Origin of the sequence: Prauserella endophytica, assembly GCF_005146945.1 — a bacterium.
Taxonomy (GTDB): domain Bacteria; phylum Actinomycetota; class Actinomycetes; order Mycobacteriales; family Pseudonocardiaceae; genus Prauserella_A; species Prauserella_A endophytica.
The window spans coordinates 97,443-121,570 of sequence record NZ_SWMS01000017.1 but is presented as its reverse complement, the minus strand read 5'-3'; the positions used below and the strand labels follow the sequence as shown (position 1 = coordinate 121,570).

Below are 24,128 nucleotides of genomic sequence, written 5' to 3'. Positions count from 1 at the left end.
CGGTACCCCCGTTCATTGACCTTCCGGTAAGTAAACCGTTTACCTTCCGGTCGGTCAATGAACTAGGGTGTGACGCGTGGCGAGACCGAGGACGAGCCGGACGAGGCAGCGCATCCAGGAGGTGGCGCTCGAGCTGTTCGCCGAGCAGGGCGTGCGGCAGACGAGCCTGCGCCAGATCGCCGACCGGCTCGGCCTAACCAAACCCGCGCTGTACTACCACTTCGCGTCCCGCGAGGAGCTCGTCGCGAGCCTGCTGCAGCCGCTGACCGACGACCTCGACGCCCTGCTCGCCGAGGACGAGGCCGCCGAGGAGGTGGACCCGCGGGAGCTGCTCGGCCGCTACTTCGACGTCTCCCACCGCCATCGTGTCGTCACCGGCCTGATGCTGCGCGACCTGCCGACGCTGAGTGAGTTCGGTCTCGTCGAGCGCATCGTGGACTGGCGTCGCCGCCTCACCACGCTGCTGGTGGGCCCTGGCGCCGACGTCGCCGCCCAGGCACGGGCGATCGTGGCGCTCGGCGGGCTCGGCGACTGCCTGGTGCTGCTCGCCGACACGCCCGTCGACGAGCTGCGGACCGCCGCACTCGACGCCGCCTGCGCGGCCCTCGGCCTCCCCGCGAGGTGACCCCCTCGCCTACCCCGGCGTCGTGGCGAGCCTCCAGAACTCCGCGTAGCGACCACCCCGGCGCAGCAGCTCGTCGTGGCCGCCCTCCTCCACGACCCGGCCGCCCTCCAGGAAGACGATCCGATCGGCGTTCCGCACGGTCCGCAACCGGTGCGCCACCAGCACCACCGTCCGCCCCGCGAGCAACCGCTCGATGCCAGCGTGCACCGCCGCCTCGTTCACCGGGTCCAGCGCGGAGGTCACCTCGTCCAGCAGCACGATCGGCGCGTCCTTGAGCAACGCCCGCGCGATCGAGACCCGCTGGCGCTCACCGCCGGACAGCAGCGCGCCACCCTCCCCGACGTTCGCCGCCCAGCCACCGGGCAACCGCTCCACCACGTCGTCCAGTCCCGCCGCGCTCGCCGCCGCGCGCACCTCGGCGACGCTCGCGCCCGGCCGACCGAGCCGCACATTCTCCTCGATCGTGCCGTCGAAGAGGTAGACGTCCTGGAAGACGATGGCGATCCGCGACATCAGCTCGCCGGTCTCGATCTCGCGGACGTCCGCGCCGCCCACGCGCACCGCACCCGCGTCGACGTCGTGGAACCGCGCGAGCAGCCGCAGCAACGTGCTCTTGCCCGCACCCGACGGCCCGACCACGGCGAGCCGCCGTCCCTCCGGCACCGACAGCGAAACGCCGTCGAGCACCACGCGGTCGCCGTGCCGGAAGGTGACCGCGTCGAACTCCAGTGCGTGCCCCTCCGGTTCGACCGGGTCACGGGGTTCCGGCAGCGGTTCCGTCCTCAGCACCGCGTCGAGCCTCGCGAGCTCGGAGCGCGCGCCGCGGAGCTTGCCCCCGATGTCCGACAACGACAGCAGCGGATCCGCACAGCGAGCGGCCAGCACCAGGATCGCGAGCACCTCCGCCACCCCGATGTGCCCGCCGAGCGCGAGGTGGGTGCCCAGCACCAGCACCACGGTGAACATGGCCTGCACCGCGAGCGTCAGGCCCACCGTGCCGGGCAGCGCCGACAGCAGGGTGCGACGGGACGCGCGCTGCACCTCGCGCAGCGAGTCGTCGAGCATCTCGAACCGTTCGTGGGTCCGGCCGCCTGCCCGCAGCACCGGCTGGGCCTGGAGGTACTCGATGACCCGCCCGGCGGCCTCGTGGTCGCGTTCGTGCCGCTCGGCGTCGTGAGCCGCCATCGAGCGTCCCGTCCAGATCTGGATCGCCGCGACGATCGGCGCGGCGACCAGTGCTGCCAGCCCCAACTGCCAGTTGAGAGCGAGCAGCACGGCGACGATCGTCAACGGCGTCACGCAGGCGGAGACGAACGGCGCCAGCAGGTGCGCCGCCACACCCATCGCGTCCAGCACGCCCCGGCTGGCCAGCACCGACACCTCACCGACCCGGGCCGCGCTGTACCAGCCGATGGGCAGGCGGGCCAGGTGGTCGCCGAGCCGGTGATACATCCCCAGCAGCAGCGAGGTCCCTACCCGGAACCCGGACAGGTCGCTGAGGTAACGCAGCACGGCGAACACCGCGACCGCACCGCCGAACGCGGCCAGCCACGGCCAGGCACCACCGGGATCGCCGCCGAACAGCGCTCGCAGCACGGGAACCAGCAGCGCGTAGGAAAGGCCCTCGGCGATCGCGGTGATCGTCATCAGTGCCACCGTGCGGCGTACCGGCTTCGCGTACTCGGGACCCAGCACACGCAGCAACATGCGGATCATCGGAACTCTCCTCGTCGGTGGGACTGCCAGAACGCCGCGAACTTTCCGCCGCGTGCCAGCAGCTCCGCGGGGCTGCCGCGCTCGGCGACCGTCCCGTCCTCCAGCACCACGACGGTGTCGGCGTCGGCGATGGTCTCCAGGCGGTGGGCGATGACGAGAACCGTGCGCTCGCCCTTCAGCGCCTTCAGGGTCCGGCGCACCGCCTGCTCGGTCTGCGGGTCGGCGAACGCCGTCGCCTCGTCCAGCACGAGGACAGCCGCGTCTGCGAGCAGTGCCCGGGCCAGCGAGATCCGCTGCGCCTCTCCGCCCGAGAGGACCGCGTCCTCCCCGATCACCGAGTGGTACCCCCGCGGCAGCTCCAGGATCCGCTCGTGGACGTTCGCCAGCCGGGCCGCGCGCACCACGTCGTCGAGACCGGCGTTCGGCGCCGAGAGCGCGATGTTGTCGCCGACCGACGCGCGCAGGAGCACGGTGTCCTGGAAGACGAAGGAAACCCTCCGGTAGAGCTCCCGGCTGCCGAGCTCGCGCAGGTCGACGCCTCCCAGCGTGACCGAACCGTGTGTGGGATCGAAGAACCGGGGCAACAGCTGGACCACAGTGGACTTCCCACTGCCCGACGGCCCGGCGAGCGCGGTGACGGTGCCCGGCTCCAGCACCAGGTCGATGCCGCGCAGCACCTCGTGTCCGGATTCGTAGGCGAACCGGACGTCCCGCAGCTCCACCCGCTGCCCCCGCGGCGAGGCAGGGCGCACGGGCTCCGGTAGCGACGGCACCGCCAGCACGTCCCGGATCCGGCCGACCGCGCGCCGGGCGGCCTGCAGGTCGTCGAACCCGTGGCCGAGTGCCGCCACCGGAGCGGTCAGGCCCAGACCGAGCAGCAGGAAGGGCAACAGATCGGGCGCGGCCAGGCCACCCGTCGTGATCAGGACCGTGCCGCCGATCAGCACCACCAGCAGCACGAACGGCGGCGACAGGGCCAGCTGCATCCCGGCGGCGACCTCGGACAGACCACGCACCCACCGGAAGAAGACGCGGCCGAAGTCGTCCGCCGCGGTGAGGAACCGGCGGTGGGCACGCCCGGCGCCACCGAAGGCCTTGACCACCGCGATCCCCTGCACGAACTCGACGACCGAGTTCGCGATCCGGCCCATCGCCGCGTCGAACTCCTCCTGCTCGCGCCGCCGCGCCGGGGTCATCATCAGCGGCACCAGCGCCACCGCCAGCACCACCGGAATCAGCGTGATCAGCGTGAGCCGCCAGTCGACGGTGAACAGGTACACCAGGGACACGAGCGGCACCACGAACGCGGCGACGAGCTCGCCGGGGGCGTGCGCGACGAACGGGTGCACCGCGCTCACGTCGTCCCCCACGACCTTCGCCAGCTCCCCGGTCCGGCGGCGGGAGAGCCAGCCGAGCGGCACCCTTCCCAGCCTCGCGGCCAGCGCCCGGCGCAACGACAACTGCACCTGGTCGTCCACGAGGTGCCCGATCCCCGCCGACGCGGCCGTGAAGAGCAGGCGGACGAGCAGGCCCGCCGCACCCGCGAGCACGACGAACCAGACGTGGCCGTGATCGATCGGCCCCGGCGAGAGCAGGGTCCGGCCCAGTTCGACCACCGCCAGCAACGGCGCCAGGCCCGCGACCGCGCCGATCACCTGGAGGACCACCACGGCCGCGAAACTCCCGGCGAAAGGACGCAGCAGCCGGGCCGCGCTCGGCGGCGCCTCGGCGGCGGCCGGTGTGGACACTGCCCTCGCCTCGGCGAGGTCGGTGGCGGTCATCAGCCGGCCAGTGCCCGGCGGACGGTCGCGCCGAGCTCGGCGAGCTGGCGCTGCGACACCTCGGCGGACAGGATCGCCTGCGACCCGTGGAACGTGCCCGCCCACTGGTGCAGCTCCACCGGCACCCCCGCCTGGAGCAGGCGCAGCGCGTACTCGATGTCCTCGTCGCGGTTCGGGCAGAACTCCGCGGTGGAGACGTAGGCGGGCGGCAGGCCGGTCAGATCGGTGGCCCGCGCCGGGGCGGCGTACGGAGTGGCGGGAGCGGAACCGAGGTAGTGCCGCCACGCCTCGGTGACCTTGTCGCGGTTCATCCAGGGCGTGCCGGTGAAGTTGCGCGCCGACCACGTCCCCTGCCGGTCGTCCAGGCCGGGCTGGTTGAGCAGCTGGAACCGGATCGGCGGGCCATTCTCGTCACGCGCCCGCAACGCCACGCCTGCCGCGAGGCCGCCGCCCGCGCTGTGTCCGCCGACGGCGATCCGCGCCGCGTCGATACCCAGCTCGGCGGCGTGCTCGGCCGTCCAGTTCAGCACCGCGTAGGTGTCGTCCAGCGCGGCGGGGAACGGGTTCTCGGGGGCAAGGCGGTAGCCCACCGAGATCACCACGGCGCCGGAAAGGCCCGCCAGCCGCGCTGCCCACGGGTGCTCGGTGTCGAGGTCGCCCATGACCCAGCCGCCGCCGTGCATCCAGACGATGGCGCCCTGCGCCAGGTGCGGACGGTAGATCCGCACCGGCACGTCCGGATCGGCGGGCACCGTGCGGTTCTCGACCTGCATGTCCGTGAGATCGGGAGCGGGCACCGCGACGGCCAGCTCGGCGAAGTTCCTGCGCGAGGTCTCCAGATCGGTCAGGTCGGTCTTCGGGAACAGCGCGAGGAATGCTTCCAGTTCGGGATCCATGCCGACCATCCTCTTGGCCGGGCCCCACGGAGGGCAGCCGCCATCCGTCGCGCGATCCGGCCTGGCCGTGCACCGAACGCGCATATCCTGAGGCCATGGAGGCACTGGCGCAGCGGCTGTCGCACCTGGATTCCCACGTCGAAGGGGCCCTTCGTGTCGTCATGTTCTACGACACGCTGATGCGCAGGCGGGTGGACCTTCCCGCGCTCGCCCGTGCCTCGGCGAACCTGGCCGAGTGCGTGGCCGGGATCCGCCTGCACGACAAGGGGAAGGTGATCCGCTACGCACCCGATGGCAGGCCCGCACCCGAACCGGCGAAGCCCGCTTCCACCACGGTCCCGATCACGCTGGACGGCGAGGAGATCGGCACGGTGTGGCTGGAACGCGCGGCCACGCCCAGCTCGCTCGACGACGTGGTGCTGGACCGGCTCGCCATCGCCTCCGCGGCCGTGGTGGAAAGGTACGGACCGGCCCGCACCACGATGGCCGACCCCGCCCTCGTCGAACTCGTGATCAGCGCCGACAGCGACGAGGCGGGCCGCAACCGGGCGCTGCGGCTCCTCGGCTTCGCCGCCGACCAGCCCGTCCGCGTCGCCGCCGTCCGGTCGGAGTTGCCGCTCGACCGGGTCGGCGGCCTGGTTTGCCCGGCGGGGCCGGTGAAGGCCGCACCGCTCGACGGCGTGGGCGTCATCCTGGCCACCACCCTCGACGCGGAACGGTTTCCAGCCGGCGTCCACGCGGGCATCGGCGCCACCGGCAGCCCGGAACTGTCCTGGTGCCAAGCGCGCACGGCCCTGCGCTTCGCCACCGGCCGCCAACCGGTAGTGCACCACCACGAGCTGGGGTCGCTGGCGCTGCTCGCGGAGGTACGCCGCGACGCCCTGCGAGGCAACGCCGACGTGGTCGCGATCGCCCGCCTGGCAGGCAGCCCGGACGATCTGGAAACCCTGGACACCTACTGCGCCACCGGATCCCTGCGCCAGGCATCCGAGCGGCTCCACCTCCACCACAGCAGCGTCGCCCGCAGGCTCGAACGCATCGGGCAGGCGCTCGGCATCGAACTCACGGAGCCCGCCGGGCTGACCCGCGCCCGGCTCGCCCTCACCGCGTGGCGGCTGCTCGACGACTGACGCTCGCCGGAGCGACACGGCACACGGCCCGCGGGACCAGCGCTGGGCGTGGACAGCCCCGGCGTGCGCACGCACCAGGTCGATGGCGCGGCTGACGGCTACTCCGGGGTCTCCGCCGCGGGCACCTCCCGGCGGACACGTCGCCGGAACGCCGTCGGCGCTCGATCACACGGATGAGGAAGCTCAGGACGGAGCGGGCACGATCCTCAGCGCCGCCCCGGAGTCGCGGATCCGGCGTTGCTCTGCGGGCGGCAGCCCGTCGTCGGCCAGCACGAGGTCGAAGGCCGTCAGCGGGGCGAGCGCGTAGAGGCCCTGGCGTGCGAACTTCGTGTGGTCGACGAGCAGCACCCGGCGCGACGCCGACTCCATCATCGCCCGCTTGACCTGGATCGTGGCCTGCGACTGGTGATAGCAGCGCCCCTGCGAGATCGCTGTGGTGGAAAGGTAGAGCGTGTCGGCCCTGACCTTCGACACGCCTTCGGCCGTGTAGAGACCGAGGAACGCGTCGTAGGCCGGGAAGTACTCGCCGCCGAGCGCGATCAGGCTGATGCCGGGTTTTCCCGCCAGCATCGTGATCACCGGCTGGAAATGGGTCACGACGGTCAAGGGCGCCCGCTCGGGCAGCAGTTCCGCGAGATGCAGGCACGTGGTGCTCTCGTCGAGCATCAGCACCTGCCCCTCGGTCACCTCGCTCGCGGCGGCCATGGCCAGCGCCCGTTTCGTCGGCGCCATCGCCTCCCTGCGCTGGGCAACGTCGCCATGGAAGACCTCGGAAGGCACCGCGGTGGCACCGCCGCGGACCTTGCGCAGCCAGCCCGCGCGCTGCAGCGCCTCCAGGTCACGGTGGATCGTCATGAGGCTGACACCGAATTCGGCCGCCAGCGCGCTGGCCCGCACGAAGCCGTCGCCGCTCACCCGCTCGCGGATGCGCTGCCTGCGCTCGGACTGCAACGACGCCCGGCCGGCCGTCATGGCACCTCCCGACTCCGTGTGAGAAAATGTTAGATCGCTGATGCTATGACAACGCCAGATCACCGGTCGACCTGCGATGACAACTGGTCACGCACGCTTGAGCTAACGCGATCATCGCACGAACCCGCGATGTCTTGCCCGTTGCTGTTGTGTCGGGCTCCATGACGCGCTCTCCTGGATCACGACTCCGCGCGGGAGCGGAGCGGACAGGAGGAATCGACATGGCAGCGGTCGCGGTCGATGCGGGCACCTCGATGATCAAGGCCGTGCTGTTCGGCGACGACGGAGCCGAGATCGTCGTGTCCCGCCGCGCCACCGAGGTGCTGCGTCCGCGGCCGGGCTGGGCCGAACAGGACATGGCGGCTGTGTGGGAGGCCGTGGTCGCCGCCGTGCGAGAGGTGCTCACGCACGCACGCGACGACGTCCGGTTCGTCGCGCTGACGGCGCAGGGCGACGGATGCTGGCTCGTGGACGAGGACGGCGAGCCGACCGGGCCCGCGATCCTGTGGTCCGACGGCCGCGCCGCGGAGGTCGTCGAGGGATGGCGCCGCGCGGGAACGGCCGAGAAGGCCTTCCAGCTCAACGGTTCGCTCGGCTTCTCCGGTCTGCCGCACGCGATCCTGACATGGCTCCACGAACACGATCACGCGCGACTGTCGAAGTCCGCCACGGCGCTCTACTGCGGTGGGTGGCTGTTCTCCCGGTGCACCGGCGTGCGGGGCGCCGATTTCTCCGACGCCTCGGTGCCGTTCCTCGATCCACGTGCCCGCGCCTACTCGCCAGAGCTCCTCGCCCTGTTCGGCCTCGACTGGGCCGCGCGGCTGCTGCCCGAGATCATCGACCACACGGCCCGCTCGGCGCCGCTGACCGGCGAAGCGGCATCCCGGCTGGGTCTGGCCGAGGGCACGCCGGTGGTCCTGGCGCCCTACGACGTCGTCTCGATGGCGGTCGGGATGGGTGTGACGGAACCGGGGCAGGCGTGCACGATCCTCGGCACCACGCTGTGCACCGAGGTCGTGCACGACACCGTCGACACCTCGGGAGAGCCGTCCGGCCTCACGATCGTGCTCGACCACGGCACCGACGTGCTGCGCGCCTTCCCGACCCTCGCGGGTACCGAGGTGCTCGACTGGACCACCCGGATGCTCGGGCTCGAGCACCCGCGCGAACTCGGCGCGCTGGCCGCCGGATCGCCGCCCGGAGCGCACGGGCTGATCTTCCTGCCCTACCTCTCCCCCGCCGGAGAGCGCGCGCCGTTCCTCGACCCGTACGCGAGGGGCACGTTCTGGGGGCTGAGCCTGGAACATGACCGCGCCGACCTCGCGAGGGCGGTTTTCGAGGGCCTGTCGCTGGTGATCCGCGACTGCGTCGCAGCCTCCTCGGCGCGCGTGCGTGACCTGCGCCTGTGTGGCGGGGGCGCCGTCAGCGACCTGTGGTGTCAGTTGATCGCCGACGTCGTGGGCGTGCCGACGGCCCGCTCGGCCGATACGGAGGTCGGCGCGCGGGGAGCGTTTCTGTCGGGGCTCGTCGCGACCGGAGCCGAGCCGGATCTGGCCGCCGCTTCGCGCCACGTGCGGCTGGCCAGCTACTGGCAGCCGGATCCGGACCGCGCGCGCCACTACACCGGGCTGTACGGCCGGTTCCTGGAACTGCGCGAGATCGCGGCCCAGGGCTGGCGGGCCGGCGAGACGACCGGACCGGGAGCATGACGCAGACCTTCGAGCCCGTGTGGCTCGGCATCGACGTGGGCACGCAGAGCGTGCGGTGCCTGGCGGCCGATCGAACGGGCACACCCGTTTCCACGGGATCGCATCCTCTGCGCGGCACGCGCGACGACGACCGGCACGAACAGGACCCGCACGCGTGGTGGAGCGCGCTCGCGGCAGCGTCCCGCGAGACGATGGCGGGCGTCCGAGGGCGGCTCGTGCGGGGCGTCGCACTGTGCGCGACCTCGGGCACGATCCTGCTCGCTGATCGCGACGGCGAGCCGGTGTCGCCGGGGCTGATGTACGACGACGCGCGGGCGGGCGCCGAGGCGCAGCGCGTCGTCGACGCGGGTACGGCGCTCTGGCAGCGGCTGGGCTACCGGCCACAGGCATCCTGGGCGTTGCCCAAGTTGCTGTGGCTCCTCGCCGGGACACCCCGTCGCGACGTCCGCCTACTCCACCAGGCCGACTACCTCACCGGCAGGCTGGTGGGGCGGCCCACCGCCGTCGACTCCAGCCACGCGCTCAAGGCCGGCTACGACCTCGACGCCGAACGCTGGCCGGCCGGCATGTTCGACGAACTCGGCATCCCGCCTGCCGTCCTCCCCGAGGTCGTACGCCCCGGCACGCCGCTCGGCGGCATCGGCCGGGAGGCCGCGGGCGAGACCGGAATCCCCGACGGCACGCCCGTGATCGCGGGAATGACCGACGGCTGCGCGGCGCTGCTCGGCTCCGGCACCTTCGAGGCCGGCTCGTGGAACAGCGTCCTCGGCACCACGCTCGTGCTCAAGGGCGTCACTCCACAACGGATCCACGACCCACTGGGTGTGGTCTACTCCCACCGCGCTCCCGACGGCAACTGGCTGCCCGGCGGGGCCTCCAGCGTGGGTGCGGGCGTGCTCGCCGCGGAGTTCGGCGGGGCGGACCTCGGCGAGCTGACGGCGAAGGCGGCGGCGCGCCCGCACACCACGGTCTCGGCCTATCCCCTCGTCTCGCGCGGCGAGCGGTTCCCGTTCGTCGCGAGTGATGCTGAGCGCATCACCGTGGGCGAACCGCGCGACGACATCGACACCTACGCGGCCCTGCTTCGCGGAGTCGCCTTCGCCGAGCGGCTCTGCTTCGACTACCTCGACCTGCTCGGCGCGCCGGCCGACGGCCCACTGAGCCTCACCGGGGGCGGTGCGCGCAACCGGTACTGGTGCCAGCTGCGCGCCGACACGCTCGGCCGCCCGGTCACGGTCCCCGAGGACGCCGACCCCGCGGCGGGCATGGCACTACTCGCCCGTGCCGAGGGAAACCCACTCGCCGACGTGGCGGGCGACCCGCCCCGCGAGGTCCTCGACCCGGATCCCGCGCAGGCGGAAGTCCTGACGGACGGCTACCTCAGGCTGGTGGCCGCATTGCACGAGCGCGGCTGGCTGCCTGCCGAGCTCACCCGGCACGCGCGAGAACGGAGCACACGATGACCGACCTGGTTCTGGTGCGGCACGGGGAAACCGTATGGCACCACGACAACCGCTACACCGGGCGCACCGACGTCTCCCTGACCGAGCGTGGACGGCAGCAGGCGAACCTCCTCGCTCACTGGGCCACGCACGCCGGGCTGACCGCGATGTGGGCGTCACCGCTGAGCAGGGCGCAGGACACGGCGAAGGCCGTCACAAGCGCGATCGGGCTGCGGGCCACAGTGGACGACCGGCTGACCGAGCTCGACTTCGGCGAGGGCGAGGGCCTTACCGGCCAGGAGATGGCCGCGCGGTTTCCCGAGGCCCGGCAGGCATTCCAGGCCGATCCGGTCGCCTTTCACCTTCCCGGCGGAGAGGATCCCGTGCGCGCCGCCGAGCGCGCCGAACGTTGCCTCGCCGACGTCGTCGCGGCGGCACCGGAGGGCCGGGTGCTGGTAGTCGGTCACTCCACGCTGCACCGCCTGGTGCTGTGCAGGCTGCTCGGCCTGCCACTGTCCACCTATCGCACCGTGTTCCCGGTCGTGCGCAACTGCGCGATCACCACCGTGCGCTGGACCGGTACGGGCCGGGCGGCGCTGATCGAGTTCAACACCCGTATCGAGGAGACACGATGACGGTCCGCATCCTGGCCGCCGGCGACCATTTCGTCCGCACCTCCCTGCTCGTCGACGCACTGCGCGCCGAGCTCGGCGACGACCCGGAGATCCGCACGCTGGACCTGCCGTGGCCGGTCGAGCCGTACCACCCCGTGGCCGAGGTGGACGAGGCCTCGGGCAGCGAGGACGAGCTGATCGAGGCGCTGGCCGGCGTGCGCGTCTGCGTGACCCAGTTCGCGCCGCTCACCGAGCGGGTGCTGGCCGCCTGTCCCGATCTGGAGCTGTTCGCCGTCGGCAGGGGCGGTCCGGTGAACGCCAACGTGGCGGCGGCCGCCCGCCACGGCGTCACGGTGACGAACACGCCGGGGCGCAACGCGGTCGCCACGGCGGAGCACACGGTCGCGTTGATCCTCGCGGCGGCGCGGCGCGTTCCCGACACCCACGGCGAGCTGCGCGGCGGCGTCTGGCGCGGGGACTACTACCAGTACGACCAGGTGGGTCTCGAACTCAACGGCGCCACAGTCGGCCTGGTGGGCTACGGCGCGATCGGGCGCAGGGTCGCCGCGATCCTGAGGGGTTTCGGAGCCAGCGTGCTCGTGCACGACCCGTACGCCGCGCCGGAGGGCGACGTCGAGAGCGTGGAGCTGGCCGAGCTGCTCGCACGCTCACAGGTCGTGTCGCTGCACGCCCGGCTGACGCCGGAGAACAAGGGACTCATCGCCTCGGCCGAGATCGCGCGCATGCCGCGAGGGTCCATACTGGTCAACTGCGCGCGCGGCGGTCTGCTCGACTACGACGCCGCATGCGACGCGCTGGACTCCGGCCACCTCTTCGCGCTGGCCCTGGACGTCTATCCCGAGGAGCCACTGTCGCCGGCCTCCCGGCTGCTGCGCACCCGCGGCGTGGTCAGCACCCCGCACCTCGCGGGCGCGAGCAAGCAGACCGCCCACAACGCCGCCCGCACGGTCGCCGCCGACGTGGCCCGGTTCATGCGCGGCGAGCCTGTCGCCAACGCGGTACGCCCCTGACGCGGACGAGGCCGCCGCCCTCGCCGGCGGCGGCCTCGTCCGGGGGGCTACCGGCTCAGCCCGCCGCGGCCCACATCGTCCGGAAGTTGTCCTCGTACTGCGCGTACACCGTGCCGAGGTTGGTCTTCAGCATCGCCTCGTCGTTGCGCCGCAACGAGGTCTGGTTGAAGTTCGGGCTGCCGGTGAGCACCCACCTCGAGCCGGGTTCGCCGTCGTACTCGCCTTCGAGTAGCAGGTACTTCGAGTGAATCCGGCCGGGCAGCACGGCGGCGTCGTCCAGCGCGCGCAAGGCGATGTTCGGGTGCGACTCCAGCAGCCGCCGCACCTCGTCGTCGATCAGGCCATGCACGATGCGAACGTCACAGCCGTCACCGGCCAGCTCCACCAGCCGCTCGGCCAGCCCGATCCGGTAGGTGTCCCATTCGGACATCCCGATGCGGATCGTGGTGGCCGTACGGCAACCGGCTTCGTCGAGGAACGCGGCGACCGGGTCCTGCGTGGCGAACGGATGGAAGTACGACGTCACCGAGCCGCCACGCATTCCCGTACCGGTGACGCGGGCGTAGTCGTCGGTACGACGCTCGGCGGCCAGGTCCTCGAAGTACGAGTCGTAGGCCCGGTACAGCTTGGAGTTGCCGACGAGCGTGAGTGCGTTGTTCCAGTAGGTCGTCGAGTTGAGGTCGGTGAAGTTGGCCGAGGACTGCACGACCACATCGGACTGTCCGCCGGTGCGCGAGAACAGGTAGAACTTGTTGTGCTGCCCCTTGGTCCCGATGCACGCGGCGGTGTTGCCCTCGGGCGAGAGCCCGGTGCAGACGTGCAGCCAGGACCGCCGCGTCTCGTCGGTGCCGAGCACGTCCCGCAGCGCCCCGACGGCCGGGTTGGTCACCTGCCAGCCGTCGAGCACCACCTGCACGTCGACGCCACGCTCGTGTGCCCTGACGAGCTCGGCGGCGAAGTCCGCTCCGGCCTCCCCCGAGATCACGAAGTGCGCGATGCGGATGCGCGAGCCGCTCGGGGCCTGCTTCACCAGGCCGCAGATCTGCCGCACGATCGCGGTGGGGTCACCGGCCGCGGGATCGTTGAAGACCGCGCCGGTCCGTACCGGGGCGGCCGGAGCGTCGGCGCACGGCCTCGGGTTCTCGCCGGCGCCCGCGGCCGCCGTGGGTATCGCCGCGCCGGTGACCGCGAGCGCCGCCGCGGTGAGCACCGTGAGCAGTGCCTTTACACGCATCGATCATTCCTTTCGTCCGGGGCGACCTTGCCCGGGAAGTGCGAACAGAGCACCAACAGCCGATGACGTCTCGGCGGAAGTTCGGAATGCGAAGAATTAACGTTAAAGTTAACGTTAATGGTGGGACTGAAGCAGAAACGTACGGCCGCCAGGCGAGCGCTGTCAAGGTCGCGACGTTTCGCTGAGCGACACCGTTGACTCGGGCGACATCGGGAGTTAACGTTCATCCCGATCTCAGTTAGCGCTCACGTGAACGTTCATCCTCTTCCCGTGGGCCGCCTCCCGTCAGGAGCTGACACCTTTGGGCAACATCACCGACTCCGAGCTCGCCGGAAGTCTGCGCCGGGCCGTGCTCGACGCAGACCCGGCACTCTCCCGCTACAACCCGCTCTCTCGCATCCTCGTGTTCGACCAGTTCAACTCGGGAACGCACGGCTGGACCGAGCTGATCGGCAACCACGACGGCGAGGGCAACCTCGACACCGTCGACGACCACATGCGCGACTTCCGGCCACCGCAGCTGAGCTCGTGCACGTTCTTCGACGTCGGCACGCACGGCGCGATGACCGGCACCTACGCGCTCAAGGTCGCCACCCGGCCGCTCGCGGGCCACACCGCGGTCGCGATCCGCAGGCTCACCATGGCGAAGAAGGGCCTCGTCCAGTTCGAGACGTACTTCACCTACAAGGCCGAGGCCGCGTCGGAGGAGAACGGCGCCGCGCAGCAGGCGGGCGCAGGCGAGTGGGACGGCAACATCCACCCCTCGGAACAGCAGTTCGGCGCGTTCACCGTGGCCACCGACATCTGCGACGACCGCGGCGTCCGCTACCACTGCGTCGCCCGCTACCAGAACACCGACCTCGAGAACCGGTTCACCCGTCGCTGGATGTACCCGGTGGTGCCAGAGCCGACACCGAGGGAACACCTGGAGGGCAAGGCGAAGCTCGCCGCGACCGACGACTTCACCGCACCGAACCCCGACGACTGGCGTTACTTCGGCGAACCGCAGTCCTTCTGCTACAACGAGGTGCCGACCAAGGTCAACTGGCACTACCTGCGCTGGCAGCTCGACACCGAGAAGCAGCGCAACGTGGAGCTGCAGGTCAACGACCGCGTCTACGACATGCGCGACGTGCCCGTGCCCGCGTACGAGGAGCGCTACGACTCGCTCGACAACCTGCTCAACTTCTACGTCAGCACCCGCACCCACACCAACGTCAGGAACTTCCTCTTCCTGGACTCGGTTCTGATCTCGGTCGATTGGTAGGTCTACATGCGACAGTCACAAGCCGCCGTCCTCGAACGGTACCGCGTGCTGGAGGGCGAGTTCGCCACCGAGCCCTACGAGGCGGGCTGGGCCACTGAGGCGCGCTGGTTCGTGCAGGTGCTGCGCGCGTCCGCTCCGGACGTGAAGGTGGTGCTGACCACGCAGGTCTCCCCGGACGGCCTGCACTGGTGTGACGCCGAGTGCCCGCCACAGGTCGCCGAGGGCGAGGGGATGGTCTCGTGGCCCGTGCGGGAGTTCGGGCAATGGCTACGGATCCGCGGATCCGTCGAGGGGGACGAAGGATCGGTCAAGGTTCAGATCTACCTCACGCTCAAAGAATGAGCATTGGAGACACACATGGTGAGCACGTACAACCGGCGCGGCTTCCTCAAGATCAGCGGCATCGGCCTCGCCAGCGCCTATCTGGCCGCGTGCAGCGTCGGCGGCGGTGACAGCGGCGCGGCCGCCAACGCGCTGAAGGCGGCGTTCGCGCAGCCGGTCAACGATCTCGATCCGCACGGGCCCAGCAGCGTCGACGAGAGCACGCTGCTGGCGGGGCGGCTGATCTACGACACGCTGATCCGCCGTGACGGTGACAAGCTGGTGCCCGGTGTGGCCACGTCCTGGGAGCAGACCGACGAGAACACGTGGGTGTTCCAGCTTCGCGACGACGTGACCTTCCACGACGGCAGCAAGCTCACCGCCGGTGACGTGAAGGCCTCGCTGGAGCGCGTGAAGGACGCCGGGACGGCGCAGTCGGCGCTGTGGACCTCGGTGAGCGCCGTCGAGGCCGAGACCGACACGACGTTGCGCATCACCACCAGCGAGCCACTGGGCACGATGCCGGTGAACCTGACGCTGATGTTCATCCTGCCCGCGGCGAAGATGAACGAGCCGGGGTTCTTCCGCAAGCCCATCGGCAGCGGGCCGTTCCGGGTCGACGGATTCACGCCGTCCGACGAGCTGCGCCTGAGCGCGGTGGAACACTGGGGCGGCAAGCCGAAGCTCGACCGCGTCACCCTCCCCTACATCCCCGAGACCTCCAGCCAGATCACCGCGCTGCGCACCGGGGAGCTGAGTGCACTGTGGCCGGTGCCGCCCGACCAGCTTCGCGAGCTCGAGGGCCTCGATGAGATCCGGCTGGAGACCATCCCGAGCTACGCGTACTACTTCAACTGGTTCAACTGCGGCAGGGAGCCGTTCACGGACCCGCGCGTGCGCAGGGCCATGTGGCGCGCGGTGGACGTCGCCGGGATCGTCAAGAACCTCTTCGGCGACGGCGCCGAGTTGATGACGGCGCCGATCCCCTCCACCGTGTTCGGGCACGCGCCGCAGGAGCCCTACCGGCACGATCCCGACGCGGCGAAGCGCGAGCTCGCCGACGCGGGGCTGGCCGACGGCTTCCGCACCTCACTGATGTGGTTCAGCGACACGGGACCGCTCGCCGACGCGCTCGCGCAGGCGATGATCTCGGACTGGGCCAAGATCGGCGTCACCGTGGAGCCGCAGAACGTGGAGAAGGCGGAGTGGCTGCGGCGGCTGAACGCCAAGGAGTTCGACATGGACCTCCAGATCAACACGGTGACCACCGGAGACGCCGACTTCACGCTCGGCAGGCTGTACGACTCCGACGCCGACCGGATGGGCTACCGGAACCCCGAGCTCGACACCATCCTGCGGCAGGCGCACCGGGACTCCGATCGCGGGCGCCGCGAGGAGCTCTACAGTCGGGCATGCAAGATCGTCTGGGACGACGCGGTCGGTATGTTCCCCGCCGCGCTCATCAGCACCTACGGTCTGCGCAGCACCGTCGAGGGGTTCGAACCGGCGGCCAGCAACCAGCCCGATCTGCGTGGCGTGACGCTGGCGTCCTGAGGGAGGGGCAAGGATGGAGTCACGGCGGGTGACCCTGAAGGACATCGCGAAATCGCTCGGGGTGTCGGTCAACACGGTGTCGCGGGCACTGACCGGTAAGGACAGTGTCGGCGAGGACACCCGCGCCCGGATCAAGGCCGAAGCCGAACGGCTCGGGTACGTGCCCAACTCCATGGCCCGCTCGCTCGTACTCGGGTCGGCGATGACGCTCGGCCTGGTCATCACCAACCCGTCGAACCCCTTCTACGCCAGGCTCATCAGCACGATCGAGCAACGCGGCCGCGTGCACGGCTACTCGCTCATGCTGCTGGTCACCGAGGAGAGTCCCGACGGTGACCGGGCCGCGGCGGAGACGTTGCTGCGGTGGGGCGTGGACGGCGCGCTCGTGGTGCCGGTACAGGGAGACGGCGAGCACTGGGACCGGCTCAACGAATCGGGTGTGCCGCTCGTGTGCCTCAACCGTGACTTCCCCGCCCTTGACCTCGACTTCATCGGAGTCGACTACGAGCACGGCGCGTACGAGGCCACCCGGCACCTCGTCGACGGCGGCGCGCGCACCCTGTGCCTGCTGGAGGAGGACCTGCCGATCTCGCCCGTCGCCGACCGCACCACCGGCTTCCGCAGGGCGCTGACCGAAGCGGGCATCGAGGCCGGGACCGACCCCGTGCGCTCGGTGCCCACCCGGCGGAGGGAGTCACTGGCCCTGCCCTGGGAGCCCGAGGACGCCTACCGCCTGGCGCAGGACATCGTGCGCGGCGGTGACCTCCCCGACGCGATCATGGTCGGCAACGACTACTTCGCGCTCGGGGTGTACCGGGCGCTCACCGAGGCCGGCCTCCGCGTCCCCGAGGACGTGCTGGTCGGCGGATTCGGTGACCACCCCTTCGCCGCCTACCTCAATCCCCCGCTGACGACCGTCCGGCTGCCCGCCGCCGACATCGGCACCACCGCCGTCGACCTGCTGCTGCAGCGGATGAAGGGCCGGGACGACCACGACGCAACGGAGAAGCGGCGACTGCCGACCGAGCTCGTCGTGCGCGACTCGAGCCGGACAGGAAAGAGCACAATGACGTGATCATCTACATCGCACGCCGGCTGGCCCAGTCGGTGTTCCTGGTCTTCGGTGCCATCACGATCGTCTTCCTGGTGCTGCGGGTCATTCCCGGCGACCCGGCGTCGCTCATTCTCGGCAGCCAGGCGACGGCCGAAGAGCTGGAGGCCAAGCGTCAGGAGCTCGGACTCGGCGACCCGTTGCTGGCGCAGTACTTCCGCCATCTTGGCGAGGTCCTCCGCCTGGACTTCGGCGAATCGTGGCGGCTCGGCGGCGACGCCTTCGCGAACGTGCTCGAGCGCCTGCCCGCCACGCTGACGCTGGCCGGCTACGCGCTCGCGCTGACCCTGCTCATCGGCTTCCCGCTCGGGGTGCACGCGGCCCGCAACACCGGCAAGGCCGTCGACCGCCTCGTCTCCTACCTGTCCCTCACCGGCCAGGCGCTGCCCTCGTTCTGGGTCGGCATCATGCTGGTGCTGATCTTCTCGCGGATGCTGGACATCCTGCCCGCCACAGCCGACGGCACGCCACTGGCACTGGTGCTGCCCGCGTTCACGCTCGCGCTGCCGTTCCTCGGCTGGCTCGCCAGGCTCGTGCGCAACGGGACCCTCGAGGAGCTCGGCAAGGACTACGTCCGCACCGCGCGCTCGAAAGGCCTTTCCGAACGGGTGGTGTTCAACGTCCACGTCCTGCGCAACACGCTGACCCCCGTGGTCACGGTGCTGGGGCTGGTGCTCGGCAACTTCATCGCCGACGCGGTGATCATCGAGCAGGTCTTCGCGTGGCCCGGCATCGGCTCACTGATGATCGAGTCGATCGTCAACCGCGACTACGCCGTGGCCGAGGCCGCGATCCTCCTGATCGCGATCTTCTACATCGGACTCAACCTCGCGGTCGACGTCCTCTACTTCTACCTCGACCCCCGGATCACGCTGGAGACCGTATGAAGTCGAAGGCCGCGAAGGCCGCCACCGGCGTGCTGGCACTGTTCGTGCTCGTCGCCGTGTTCGGCCCCATGCTCGCCCCCTACGACAGCGTGGCCACGGGCGTCTCCGACCGGCTCCTGCCGCCCGGCAGCACCCTTTCGGACGGCTCGTTCGCGCTGCTGGGCACCGACCAGCTCGGCAGGGACGTGTTCGCCCAGGTGATCGCGGGGTCGCGGATCTCACTACTGGTCGCCGTCACCGTCGTGGTGGTCGGCGGGCTCATCGGCCTGGTGCTCGGCCTGCTCGCCGGGTACTACGGCGGCTGGCTGGACACGGTCATCTCGCGCGTCGGCGACATGCAGCTGGCGTTCCCCAGCATCCTGCTGGCGATCCTGCTCGCGGGCGCGCTCGGGCCGAGCCTCACCAACGTCATCATCGCGCTCGCGGTCACCCGCTGGGTGATCTTCGCGAGGGTGGTGCGCGGCTCCGCACTGTCCACGCGCAACCGTGAGTTCGTGGACTCCGCCAGGGTGATGGGCGCCGGCAGCGTGCGCATCATGGCCCGCTACATCTACCCGTCGTGCGTGCAGCCGCTGCTGGTCGCCGCGACCGTCCAGGTGGGACTGACGATGGTGGCCGAGGCCGCGCTGAGCTTCCTCGGTCTCGGCGTGCCGATCGACCAGGCGTCGTGGGGCTCCACGATCGCGGCGGGGCGCGACTACCTGGCCTCGGCGTGGTGGATCGCCGCCGTTCCCGGGATCGCGCTGACGCTCGTGGTGATCTGCGTCGGCGTCCTCGGAGACTCGGCCAGGGACGGTTCCGACAACACGAAGGTGGCGGTGGTCCGATGAGCGCTCTGCTGGAAGTGACGGACCTCGTGGTCGCGTTCGGCGACGTACGGGCGGTCCGCGGGGTGTCGTTCAGCCTCAGCGAGGGCGAGACGCTCGCGATCGTCGGCGAGTCGGGCAGCGGCAAGAGCCTCAGCTCGCTGGCCGTGCTCGGGCTGCTGCCGGCACAGGCCCGCGTCGAGTCCGGTGAGATCCGCTGGGCCGGCGAGGACGTGAGCGCGATGAGCGAGCGGGAACTGCGCGCGCTCAGGGGCGAGCAGCTCTCGATGATCTTTCAGGATCCGCTGAGCGCGCTGAACCCCTCACTGACCGTGGGCTACCAGATCGCCGAGATGTTCCGGCGCCGCCGCGGCCTTCGCCGCGACGAGGCACGAAGGCGCGCGGTGGAGGCCATGACCGAGGTCGGCATCCCGGACGCCGCACGGCGGGTCGGCGCGTACCCGCACGAGTTCTCCGGTGGCATGCGTCAGCGCGTGATGATCGCGATGGCGCTCGCGCTGGAGCCGCGGCTGCTGATCGCGGACGAGCCCACCACCGCGCTGGACGTCACCGTGCAGGCGCAGATCCTGCGGCTGCTGCGGCACCGGCAGCGCGAAGGTCTCGCGATGGTCATCATCAGCCACGATCTCGGCGTGGTCGCCAGGACGGCACGGTCGGTGGTCGTCATGTACGCGGGCCAGGCGGTCGAGTCGGGCACCGTGGCCGATGTCTATATAGCGCCTGCCCACCCTTACACGCTGGGTCTGCTGGACGCGAGCCCGTCCGCTCGCGACAGCAACCGGGAGATCCGGCCCATCGACGGGTACCCGCCGGACATCACCGCGCTGCCCACCGGTTGCGCGTTCCACCCCCGGTGCCCGTTCGCCCGCGAGCGGTGCCGGACCGAGGAGCCGGACCTGCGCGAGTTCGCACCCGGCAGGTCCAGTGCGTGTCACTACGCGGAGGAGGTGCTCGCCCGTGGAGCAGCAGTCGACCACGCCGGTGCTTGAGCTTGTCGATCTCGTCGCCGGATACCGGTCGCGGCACGGCCTGCTGGGCAGGCGGAACGAAGTCCGCGCCGTCGCAGGCGTGAGCCTGTCGGTGAGCGCGGGTGAAACGGTCTGCCTGGTCGGCGAGTCGGGGTGCGGCAAGTCGACGGTGGCCCGAGCGGTCGTGAGCCTGCTGCGACCGTTCTCCGGCGAGGTGCGCTTCGACGGCCGGAACGTGACCGGACTCAAGGGCCGTGAGCTGAAGAACCTGCGGCGGCAGGTGCAGCTGGTGTTCCAGGACCCGTACGCCTCGCTCAACCCGAAGATGACGGTGCGGGAGCTGATCAGCGAGGCGTGGCGCATCCACCCCGGTATCGTCGAGCCGGACGGGTGGGACGCCGAGGTGGCCCGGTTGCTGGAACGCGTCGGGCTCAACCCCGGTCACGCTGAGCGCTACCCGCACCAGTTCTCCGGCGGCCAGCGACAGCGGATCTCCATCGCGCGGGCGCTCGCGGTACGTCCGCGGCTGATCGTGTGCGACGAGGCGGTGTCGGCGCTCGACGTGTCCATCCAGGCGCAGGTGCTCACACTGCTGAGGGAGCTGCAGCGCGACCTCGGCGTGGCCTATCTCTTCATCACTCACGATCTCGGCGTGGTGCGGCACTTCGCGGACCGGGTCGCGGTGATGCATCTCGGATCCATCGTCGAGTCCGGTGACACCGAGCAGATCTACGAGCATGCCGAGCACCCGTACACGCGGGCGCTGCTCTCGGCGGCACCGAGCGTGGAGGACTGGCGCGACGACGCCGAGAACGGCGAGATCGTGTTGACCGGGGACGTGCCGTCGCCGCTGAACCCGCCACCGGGCTGTCGCTTCCACACCCGGTGCTGGAAAGCACAGGACCGATGCCGCACCGAGGAACCCGAGCTGCTCGAGCGGGGCACGGGCCACCCGGTCGCCTGCCACTTCCCCGCTACCGATCCGGTCGCCGCAATGTGACGGCAAGGGACCCGGCCGGCCAGCGATGGTCCGGAATCCTGGAACGCTCACTCCGCGGGCTTTTGCGCCGCGCGCCGAATTCGGAGACCCTGGTGTGTGCCGCGTGTTCGGTCGAGTCGGGTTGCTGGACAATCGGTGGTCCGTGCGCCCCGTCCGTACAATTCCTCGTACTCATCGAGCATCGGTTGCAGCAGATCCGTGTCTTCTTCCATGTCCGGGATTGATGCTGAATGCTTCGACGGCACGAATACGTCAACGTGGAGTACCAAGGCGCCCGGAAGGGAAACCTTTCGAGTACTCCTTGCGCCGCCCAGGAAGTGTTAACCCGATTCTTGCCTCAGTTGCGTCCCAGTCGGGCGCTTCTTGCCCGTGAGGATGCGGCGGGTTGGCGCATGTCGAGCGGGGCGAGCTGTAAATGGGGCAGTTCTGCCCATTGCCCGGAAAGCTGGGCGAGCGTTTGGCTCTAGGACACGCGAACATCCACTCGTGCTGTCGAGGAGTCTGCCCATGAACATCGAGGACTATGCAGCGCACGACGCGACCGGGCTCGCCGAGCTCATCAGGTCCGGCGACGTGTCCGCCCAGGAGGTGCACGCGGCGGCGAGCGCGGCCATCGAGAAGGTCCGGCCGCGGATCGGTGGCGTCGCCGAAGGGCCGTGGCCGGAACCTCTCGCCTACGAGGCGGCGGGCGTGTTCGGTGGCGTGCCTTTCGGCCTGAAGGACCTCGTGTGCCACGCCGCCGGGCTGCCGACCCGCATGGGCAGCCGCCTGACCGGCGAGAAGGGCGTGACCTTTCCGCACGACACCGAGCTCATGTCCCGGTTCCGGCGGGCAGGCCTGGCCACCACGGTACTGACCACGACACCGGAGATGGGCTACAACGCGAACACCGAGCCCGTCGTGCACGGCCCGACCCGCAACCCGTGGGACGTGACCCGGTCCGCGGGTGGGTCGAGCGGTGGATCCGGCGCCCTCGTCGCCGCAGGCGCGGTGCCTGTCGCCCACGCGAACGACGGCGGCGGATCGATTCGCATCCCCGCCGCCTTCAACGGCCTCGTTGGGCTCAAGCCCACACGCGGCCGGGTCCCGCTCGCGCCGGACTTCCAGGAGGCACTGTACGGGTGCGCGGCGGAGTTCGTCGTGACCAGGACCGTGCGGGACAGCGCGGCGCTGCTGGACGAGGTCGCCGGGTGGGTGCCTGGGGAGAAGTACCGGCTGCCGGATCCGGTCCGGCCGTTCGCCGCCGAGCTCGAGCGCGATCCCACCCCGCTCACCATCGCCGTGCAGACCGAGTCGTGGGCGGGCACGGAGGTGGATCCGGAGGTCGTCGCGGTGGTCGAGGGGGTCGCCAGGACGCTGGAGGAGCTGGGACACCGGGTCGAGGCGGCGGGCCCTCGCTTCGACTGGGAGGAGTTCCTGACCGCCAACTGCCGCCTGTGGGCGGGCTTCGTCGCCGAGTCCGTGCACGCCACGAGCGCGTTGTCCGGGCTCGCACCCGGCCCCGACACGCTCGAGGCCAGCGTGCTCGCCGGATACGAGTACGGGCGGAGGTTGAGCGTGCTGCAGCTGGGCGAGGCGTTCTCGATCGTCAACGGGATCAGCAGGGTGCTCGGCGAGTTCCACACTCGCTACGACGTCCTGCTGACCCCCACGACGAACACGCCACCCCTTCCGCTCGGGTATCTCGACGCCGACGACAGCGCGCTCGGCCACGAGGAATGGACCCGAAGGATTTTCGACGTCGTGTCGTTCACTCCGCTGTTCAACCTCACTGGCGCGCCTGCGATCAGCCTCCCGCTCGGTGCGACCTCCGGCGGCCTGCCGATCGGCGTCCAGCTCGCGGCCGACCTGTGCGAGGAGTCGACGCTGCTGGCCCTCGCCGGTCAGCTCGAACGGGCGCGGCCCTGGAACGGGCGGCGACCCGGCGTGCACGCGGCCGCTTGATGCGTGGCCCGTCTTGTCGCGGGGGCGCAACCCGGGGGAGACTTCGACATCCCCGGGGAGGTAGCCGTGAGTGCATCGACCGACGAGACGCGAAGCGAGGAGTTCGGGCTGGAGCTCGCGGAGATCGCCGCCGAGACGCGGGCGGGGGCGGACCCGGCGCCGAGGCTGCTCCAACTGCTCACCACGCTCGGTGAGGCGCCTGCCGGGATCATCACCCGATGGGACCGGCAGGCCGGCCGGCACCGCGTCGCGGCGGTGCGCGGCTACTCGCCCCAGATCGTCGACCACGTCGTCTCGAACGCCTTCCACCGCGACGATCCCGCGTACCGGGCCATCGCCGCCGACCGCGCGCGGCCCCTGCGCTCCTGGCAGGACCTGGAGTTCGACTACGCGACCACGTGCACGGCTCGCGAGTTCCTGCTGCCGGAGGGATATCGCGGCGGCGTCTCGCTGCGGCTGGTCACCAGAAGGGGACGGTACGTCGGCGATCTCCACATGAGCACCGAAGCCCGCTGCCTGCCCTCCGCCGCGGCGATGCGCCTGTTGCACCGCTGCCACACGCTCCTCGCCGCGTGCCAGGAGATGCCAGCGTTCCCAGGCTCACCGGCGGCTCTGCTCCCGGACGCGGAGAACGTGACGCTCATCCGCCGCGACGGGAGCGCCCAGCCCGTCGACGGGCGAGCACCCGAGGAGGGAACGGCCCTGCTGGAAGCGCTGCGTGCCGTCGTCGCCGCCGACGGCACGCACGCCCCGGACCGGTCGTATCACTGGCTGGACCGCACCGGGGCATGGCACCACGTCCGGGTCAGGCAGGTGCGCGCGGGCGTGACCGTGTCGACAAACCGGGTCGCGGCGCCGCACGGGTTGAGCCACCGCCAGCTGGAGATCCTCGACAAGATCTGCGACGGTCACTCCAACCTCGCCATCGCCCGGCGGTTCCACCTCAGCGAGCGGACAGTCGCCCACCACGTCGAACGCATCCTCGGCAAGCTGCACGTCGGCTCACGGGCCGCGGCGGCCGCCTTGGCGGAACAGGAAGGCCTCAGGCTCCTCGGGCCGCCCCACTCGCCCTCGACCCCTGCCGGGGGTTGAGGTGAGG

At 70.9% G+C, this 24,128-nt stretch carries 21 protein-coding genes; 16 read left to right on the top strand and 5 right to left on the bottom strand.

Annotation, left to right across the window (positions count from 1 at the left end):
* The first annotated feature begins 76 nt into the window (after positions 1-76).
* Positions 77-625: a TetR/AcrR family transcriptional regulator gene (locus FCN18_RS26765; RefSeq protein ID WP_112267929.1), complete on the top strand. Its 549-nt coding sequence runs from the start codon at positions 77-79 to the stop codon at positions 623-625.
* 9 nt (positions 626-634) lie between these two features.
* Here the strand turns inward: FCN18_RS26765 and FCN18_RS26760 are convergent, their stop codons facing one another.
* The 3 genes from FCN18_RS26760 to FCN18_RS26750 are packed head-to-tail and all read right to left on the bottom strand — an operon-like array spanning position 635 to position 5,018.
* Positions 635-2,341, bottom strand: a complete 1,707-nt coding sequence (locus FCN18_RS26760) for an ABC transporter ATP-binding protein (protein WP_112267931.1) — start codon at positions 2,339-2,341, stop codon at positions 635-637.
* Entirely contained in the window at positions 2,338-4,122 is a 1,785-nt protein-coding gene (locus tag FCN18_RS26755) for an ABC transporter ATP-binding protein (protein ID WP_137096406.1), read from the bottom strand. Before FCN18_RS26755 ends, FCN18_RS26760 begins: the two co-directional genes overlap by 4 nt.
* Entirely contained in the window at positions 4,122-5,018 is an 897-nt protein-coding gene (locus FCN18_RS26750) for an alpha/beta hydrolase (RefSeq protein ID WP_137096405.1), read from the bottom strand. Before FCN18_RS26750 ends, FCN18_RS26755 begins: the two co-directional genes overlap by 1 nt.
* Before the next feature lie 95 nt (positions 5,019-5,113).
* On the opposite strand from FCN18_RS26750, the gene FCN18_RS26745 reads away from it, so the two are divergent.
* The gene (locus tag FCN18_RS26745; RefSeq protein WP_137096404.1) at positions 5,114-6,148 is read left to right on the top strand and encodes a PucR family transcriptional regulator; all 1,035 of its coding nucleotides are present in this window, start codon (positions 5,114-5,116) and stop codon (positions 6,146-6,148) included.
* A 183-nt stretch (positions 6,149-6,331) separates the two neighbouring features.
* Here the strand turns inward: FCN18_RS26745 and FCN18_RS26740 are convergent, their stop codons facing one another.
* Entirely contained in the window at positions 6,332-7,120 is a 789-nt protein-coding gene (locus FCN18_RS26740; protein ID WP_112267937.1) for a DeoR/GlpR family DNA-binding transcription regulator, read from the bottom strand.
* 221 nt (positions 7,121-7,341) lie between these two features.
* On the opposite strand from FCN18_RS26740, the gene FCN18_RS26735 reads away from it, so the two are divergent.
* The 4 genes from FCN18_RS26735 to FCN18_RS26720 are packed head-to-tail and all read left to right on the top strand — an operon-like array spanning position 7,342 to position 11,916.
* Positions 7,342-8,829 (top strand): FGGY-family carbohydrate kinase, encoded by a 1,488-nt coding sequence (locus FCN18_RS26735; RefSeq protein ID WP_112267940.1) that lies wholly within the window; start codon positions 7,342-7,344, stop codon positions 8,827-8,829.
* Positions 8,826-10,292 carry an FGGY-family carbohydrate kinase gene (locus FCN18_RS26730; RefSeq protein WP_137096403.1) on the top strand — a complete coding sequence of 489 codons (1,467 nt, stop codon included), beginning with the start codon at positions 8,826-8,828 and terminating at the stop codon, positions 10,290-10,292. Before FCN18_RS26735 ends, FCN18_RS26730 begins: the two co-directional genes overlap by 4 nt.
* On the top strand, positions 10,289-10,906 hold the full coding sequence (locus tag FCN18_RS26725) for a histidine phosphatase family protein (protein WP_112267945.1): 618 nt from the start codon (positions 10,289-10,291) through the stop codon (positions 10,904-10,906). The genes FCN18_RS26730 and FCN18_RS26725 overlap by 4 nt, the downstream gene beginning before the upstream one ends.
* Positions 10,903-11,916, top strand: a complete 1,014-nt coding sequence (locus FCN18_RS26720) for a 2-hydroxyacid dehydrogenase (RefSeq protein WP_137096402.1) — start codon at positions 10,903-10,905, stop codon at positions 11,914-11,916. Before FCN18_RS26725 ends, FCN18_RS26720 begins: the two co-directional genes overlap by 4 nt.
* A 55-nt stretch (positions 11,917-11,971) precedes the next feature.
* Here FCN18_RS26720 and FCN18_RS26715 read toward each other — a convergent pair whose 3' ends face one another.
* A complete protein-coding gene (locus FCN18_RS26715; protein WP_137096401.1) occupies positions 11,972-13,150 on the bottom strand; it encodes a phospholipase D-like domain-containing protein in 1,179 nt (392 codons plus the stop codon).
* A 301-nt stretch (positions 13,151-13,451) separates the two neighbouring features.
* Between FCN18_RS26715 and FCN18_RS26710 the strand changes: the two genes are divergently transcribed.
* The 10 genes from FCN18_RS26710 (at position 13,452) to FCN18_RS26665 (ending at position 24,121) form a co-directional block, all read left to right on the top strand.
* Entirely contained in the window at positions 13,452-14,417 is a 966-nt protein-coding gene (locus FCN18_RS26710; RefSeq protein WP_112267951.1) for a DUF6772 family protein, read from the top strand.
* 6 nt (positions 14,418-14,423) lie between these two features.
* A complete protein-coding gene (locus FCN18_RS26705) occupies positions 14,424-14,759 on the top strand; it encodes a hypothetical protein (protein ID WP_112267953.1) in 336 nt (111 codons plus the stop codon).
* Between the two features lie 15 nt (positions 14,760-14,774).
* The gene (locus FCN18_RS26700) at positions 14,775-16,292 is read left to right on the top strand and encodes an ABC transporter substrate-binding protein (RefSeq protein ID WP_112267955.1); all 1,518 of its coding nucleotides are present in this window, start codon (positions 14,775-14,777) and stop codon (positions 16,290-16,292) included.
* Positions 16,293-16,305: 13 nt separating this feature from the next.
* Positions 16,306-17,367, top strand: coding sequence for a LacI family DNA-binding transcriptional regulator (locus FCN18_RS26695; RefSeq protein ID WP_137096400.1), 1,062 nt, complete (start codon positions 16,306-16,308; stop codon positions 17,365-17,367).
* Positions 17,364-18,290: an ABC transporter permease gene (locus FCN18_RS26690; protein ID WP_112267959.1), complete on the top strand. Its 927-nt coding sequence runs from the start codon at positions 17,364-17,366 to the stop codon at positions 18,288-18,290. The genes FCN18_RS26695 and FCN18_RS26690 overlap by 4 nt, the downstream gene beginning before the upstream one ends.
* Entirely contained in the window at positions 18,287-19,120 is an 834-nt protein-coding gene (locus FCN18_RS26685) for an ABC transporter permease (protein ID WP_112267960.1), read from the top strand. Before FCN18_RS26690 ends, FCN18_RS26685 begins: the two co-directional genes overlap by 4 nt.
* Entirely contained in the window at positions 19,117-20,106 is a 990-nt protein-coding gene (locus FCN18_RS26680; RefSeq protein WP_137096399.1) for an ABC transporter ATP-binding protein, read from the top strand. Before FCN18_RS26685 ends, FCN18_RS26680 begins: the two co-directional genes overlap by 4 nt.
* Positions 20,075-21,085, top strand: a complete 1,011-nt coding sequence (locus FCN18_RS26675) for an ABC transporter ATP-binding protein (RefSeq protein ID WP_137096398.1) — start codon at positions 20,075-20,077, stop codon at positions 21,083-21,085. The genes FCN18_RS26680 and FCN18_RS26675 overlap by 32 nt, the downstream gene beginning before the upstream one ends.
* Before the next feature lie 507 nt (positions 21,086-21,592).
* The gene (locus FCN18_RS26670; RefSeq protein ID WP_137096397.1) at positions 21,593-23,029 is read left to right on the top strand and encodes an amidase; all 1,437 of its coding nucleotides are present in this window, start codon (positions 21,593-21,595) and stop codon (positions 23,027-23,029) included.
* 66 nt (positions 23,030-23,095) lie between these two features.
* Positions 23,096-24,121: a helix-turn-helix transcriptional regulator gene (locus FCN18_RS26665; RefSeq protein WP_112267969.1), complete on the top strand. Its 1,026-nt coding sequence runs from the start codon at positions 23,096-23,098 to the stop codon at positions 24,119-24,121.
* Positions 24,122-24,128: the final 7 nt, after the last annotated feature.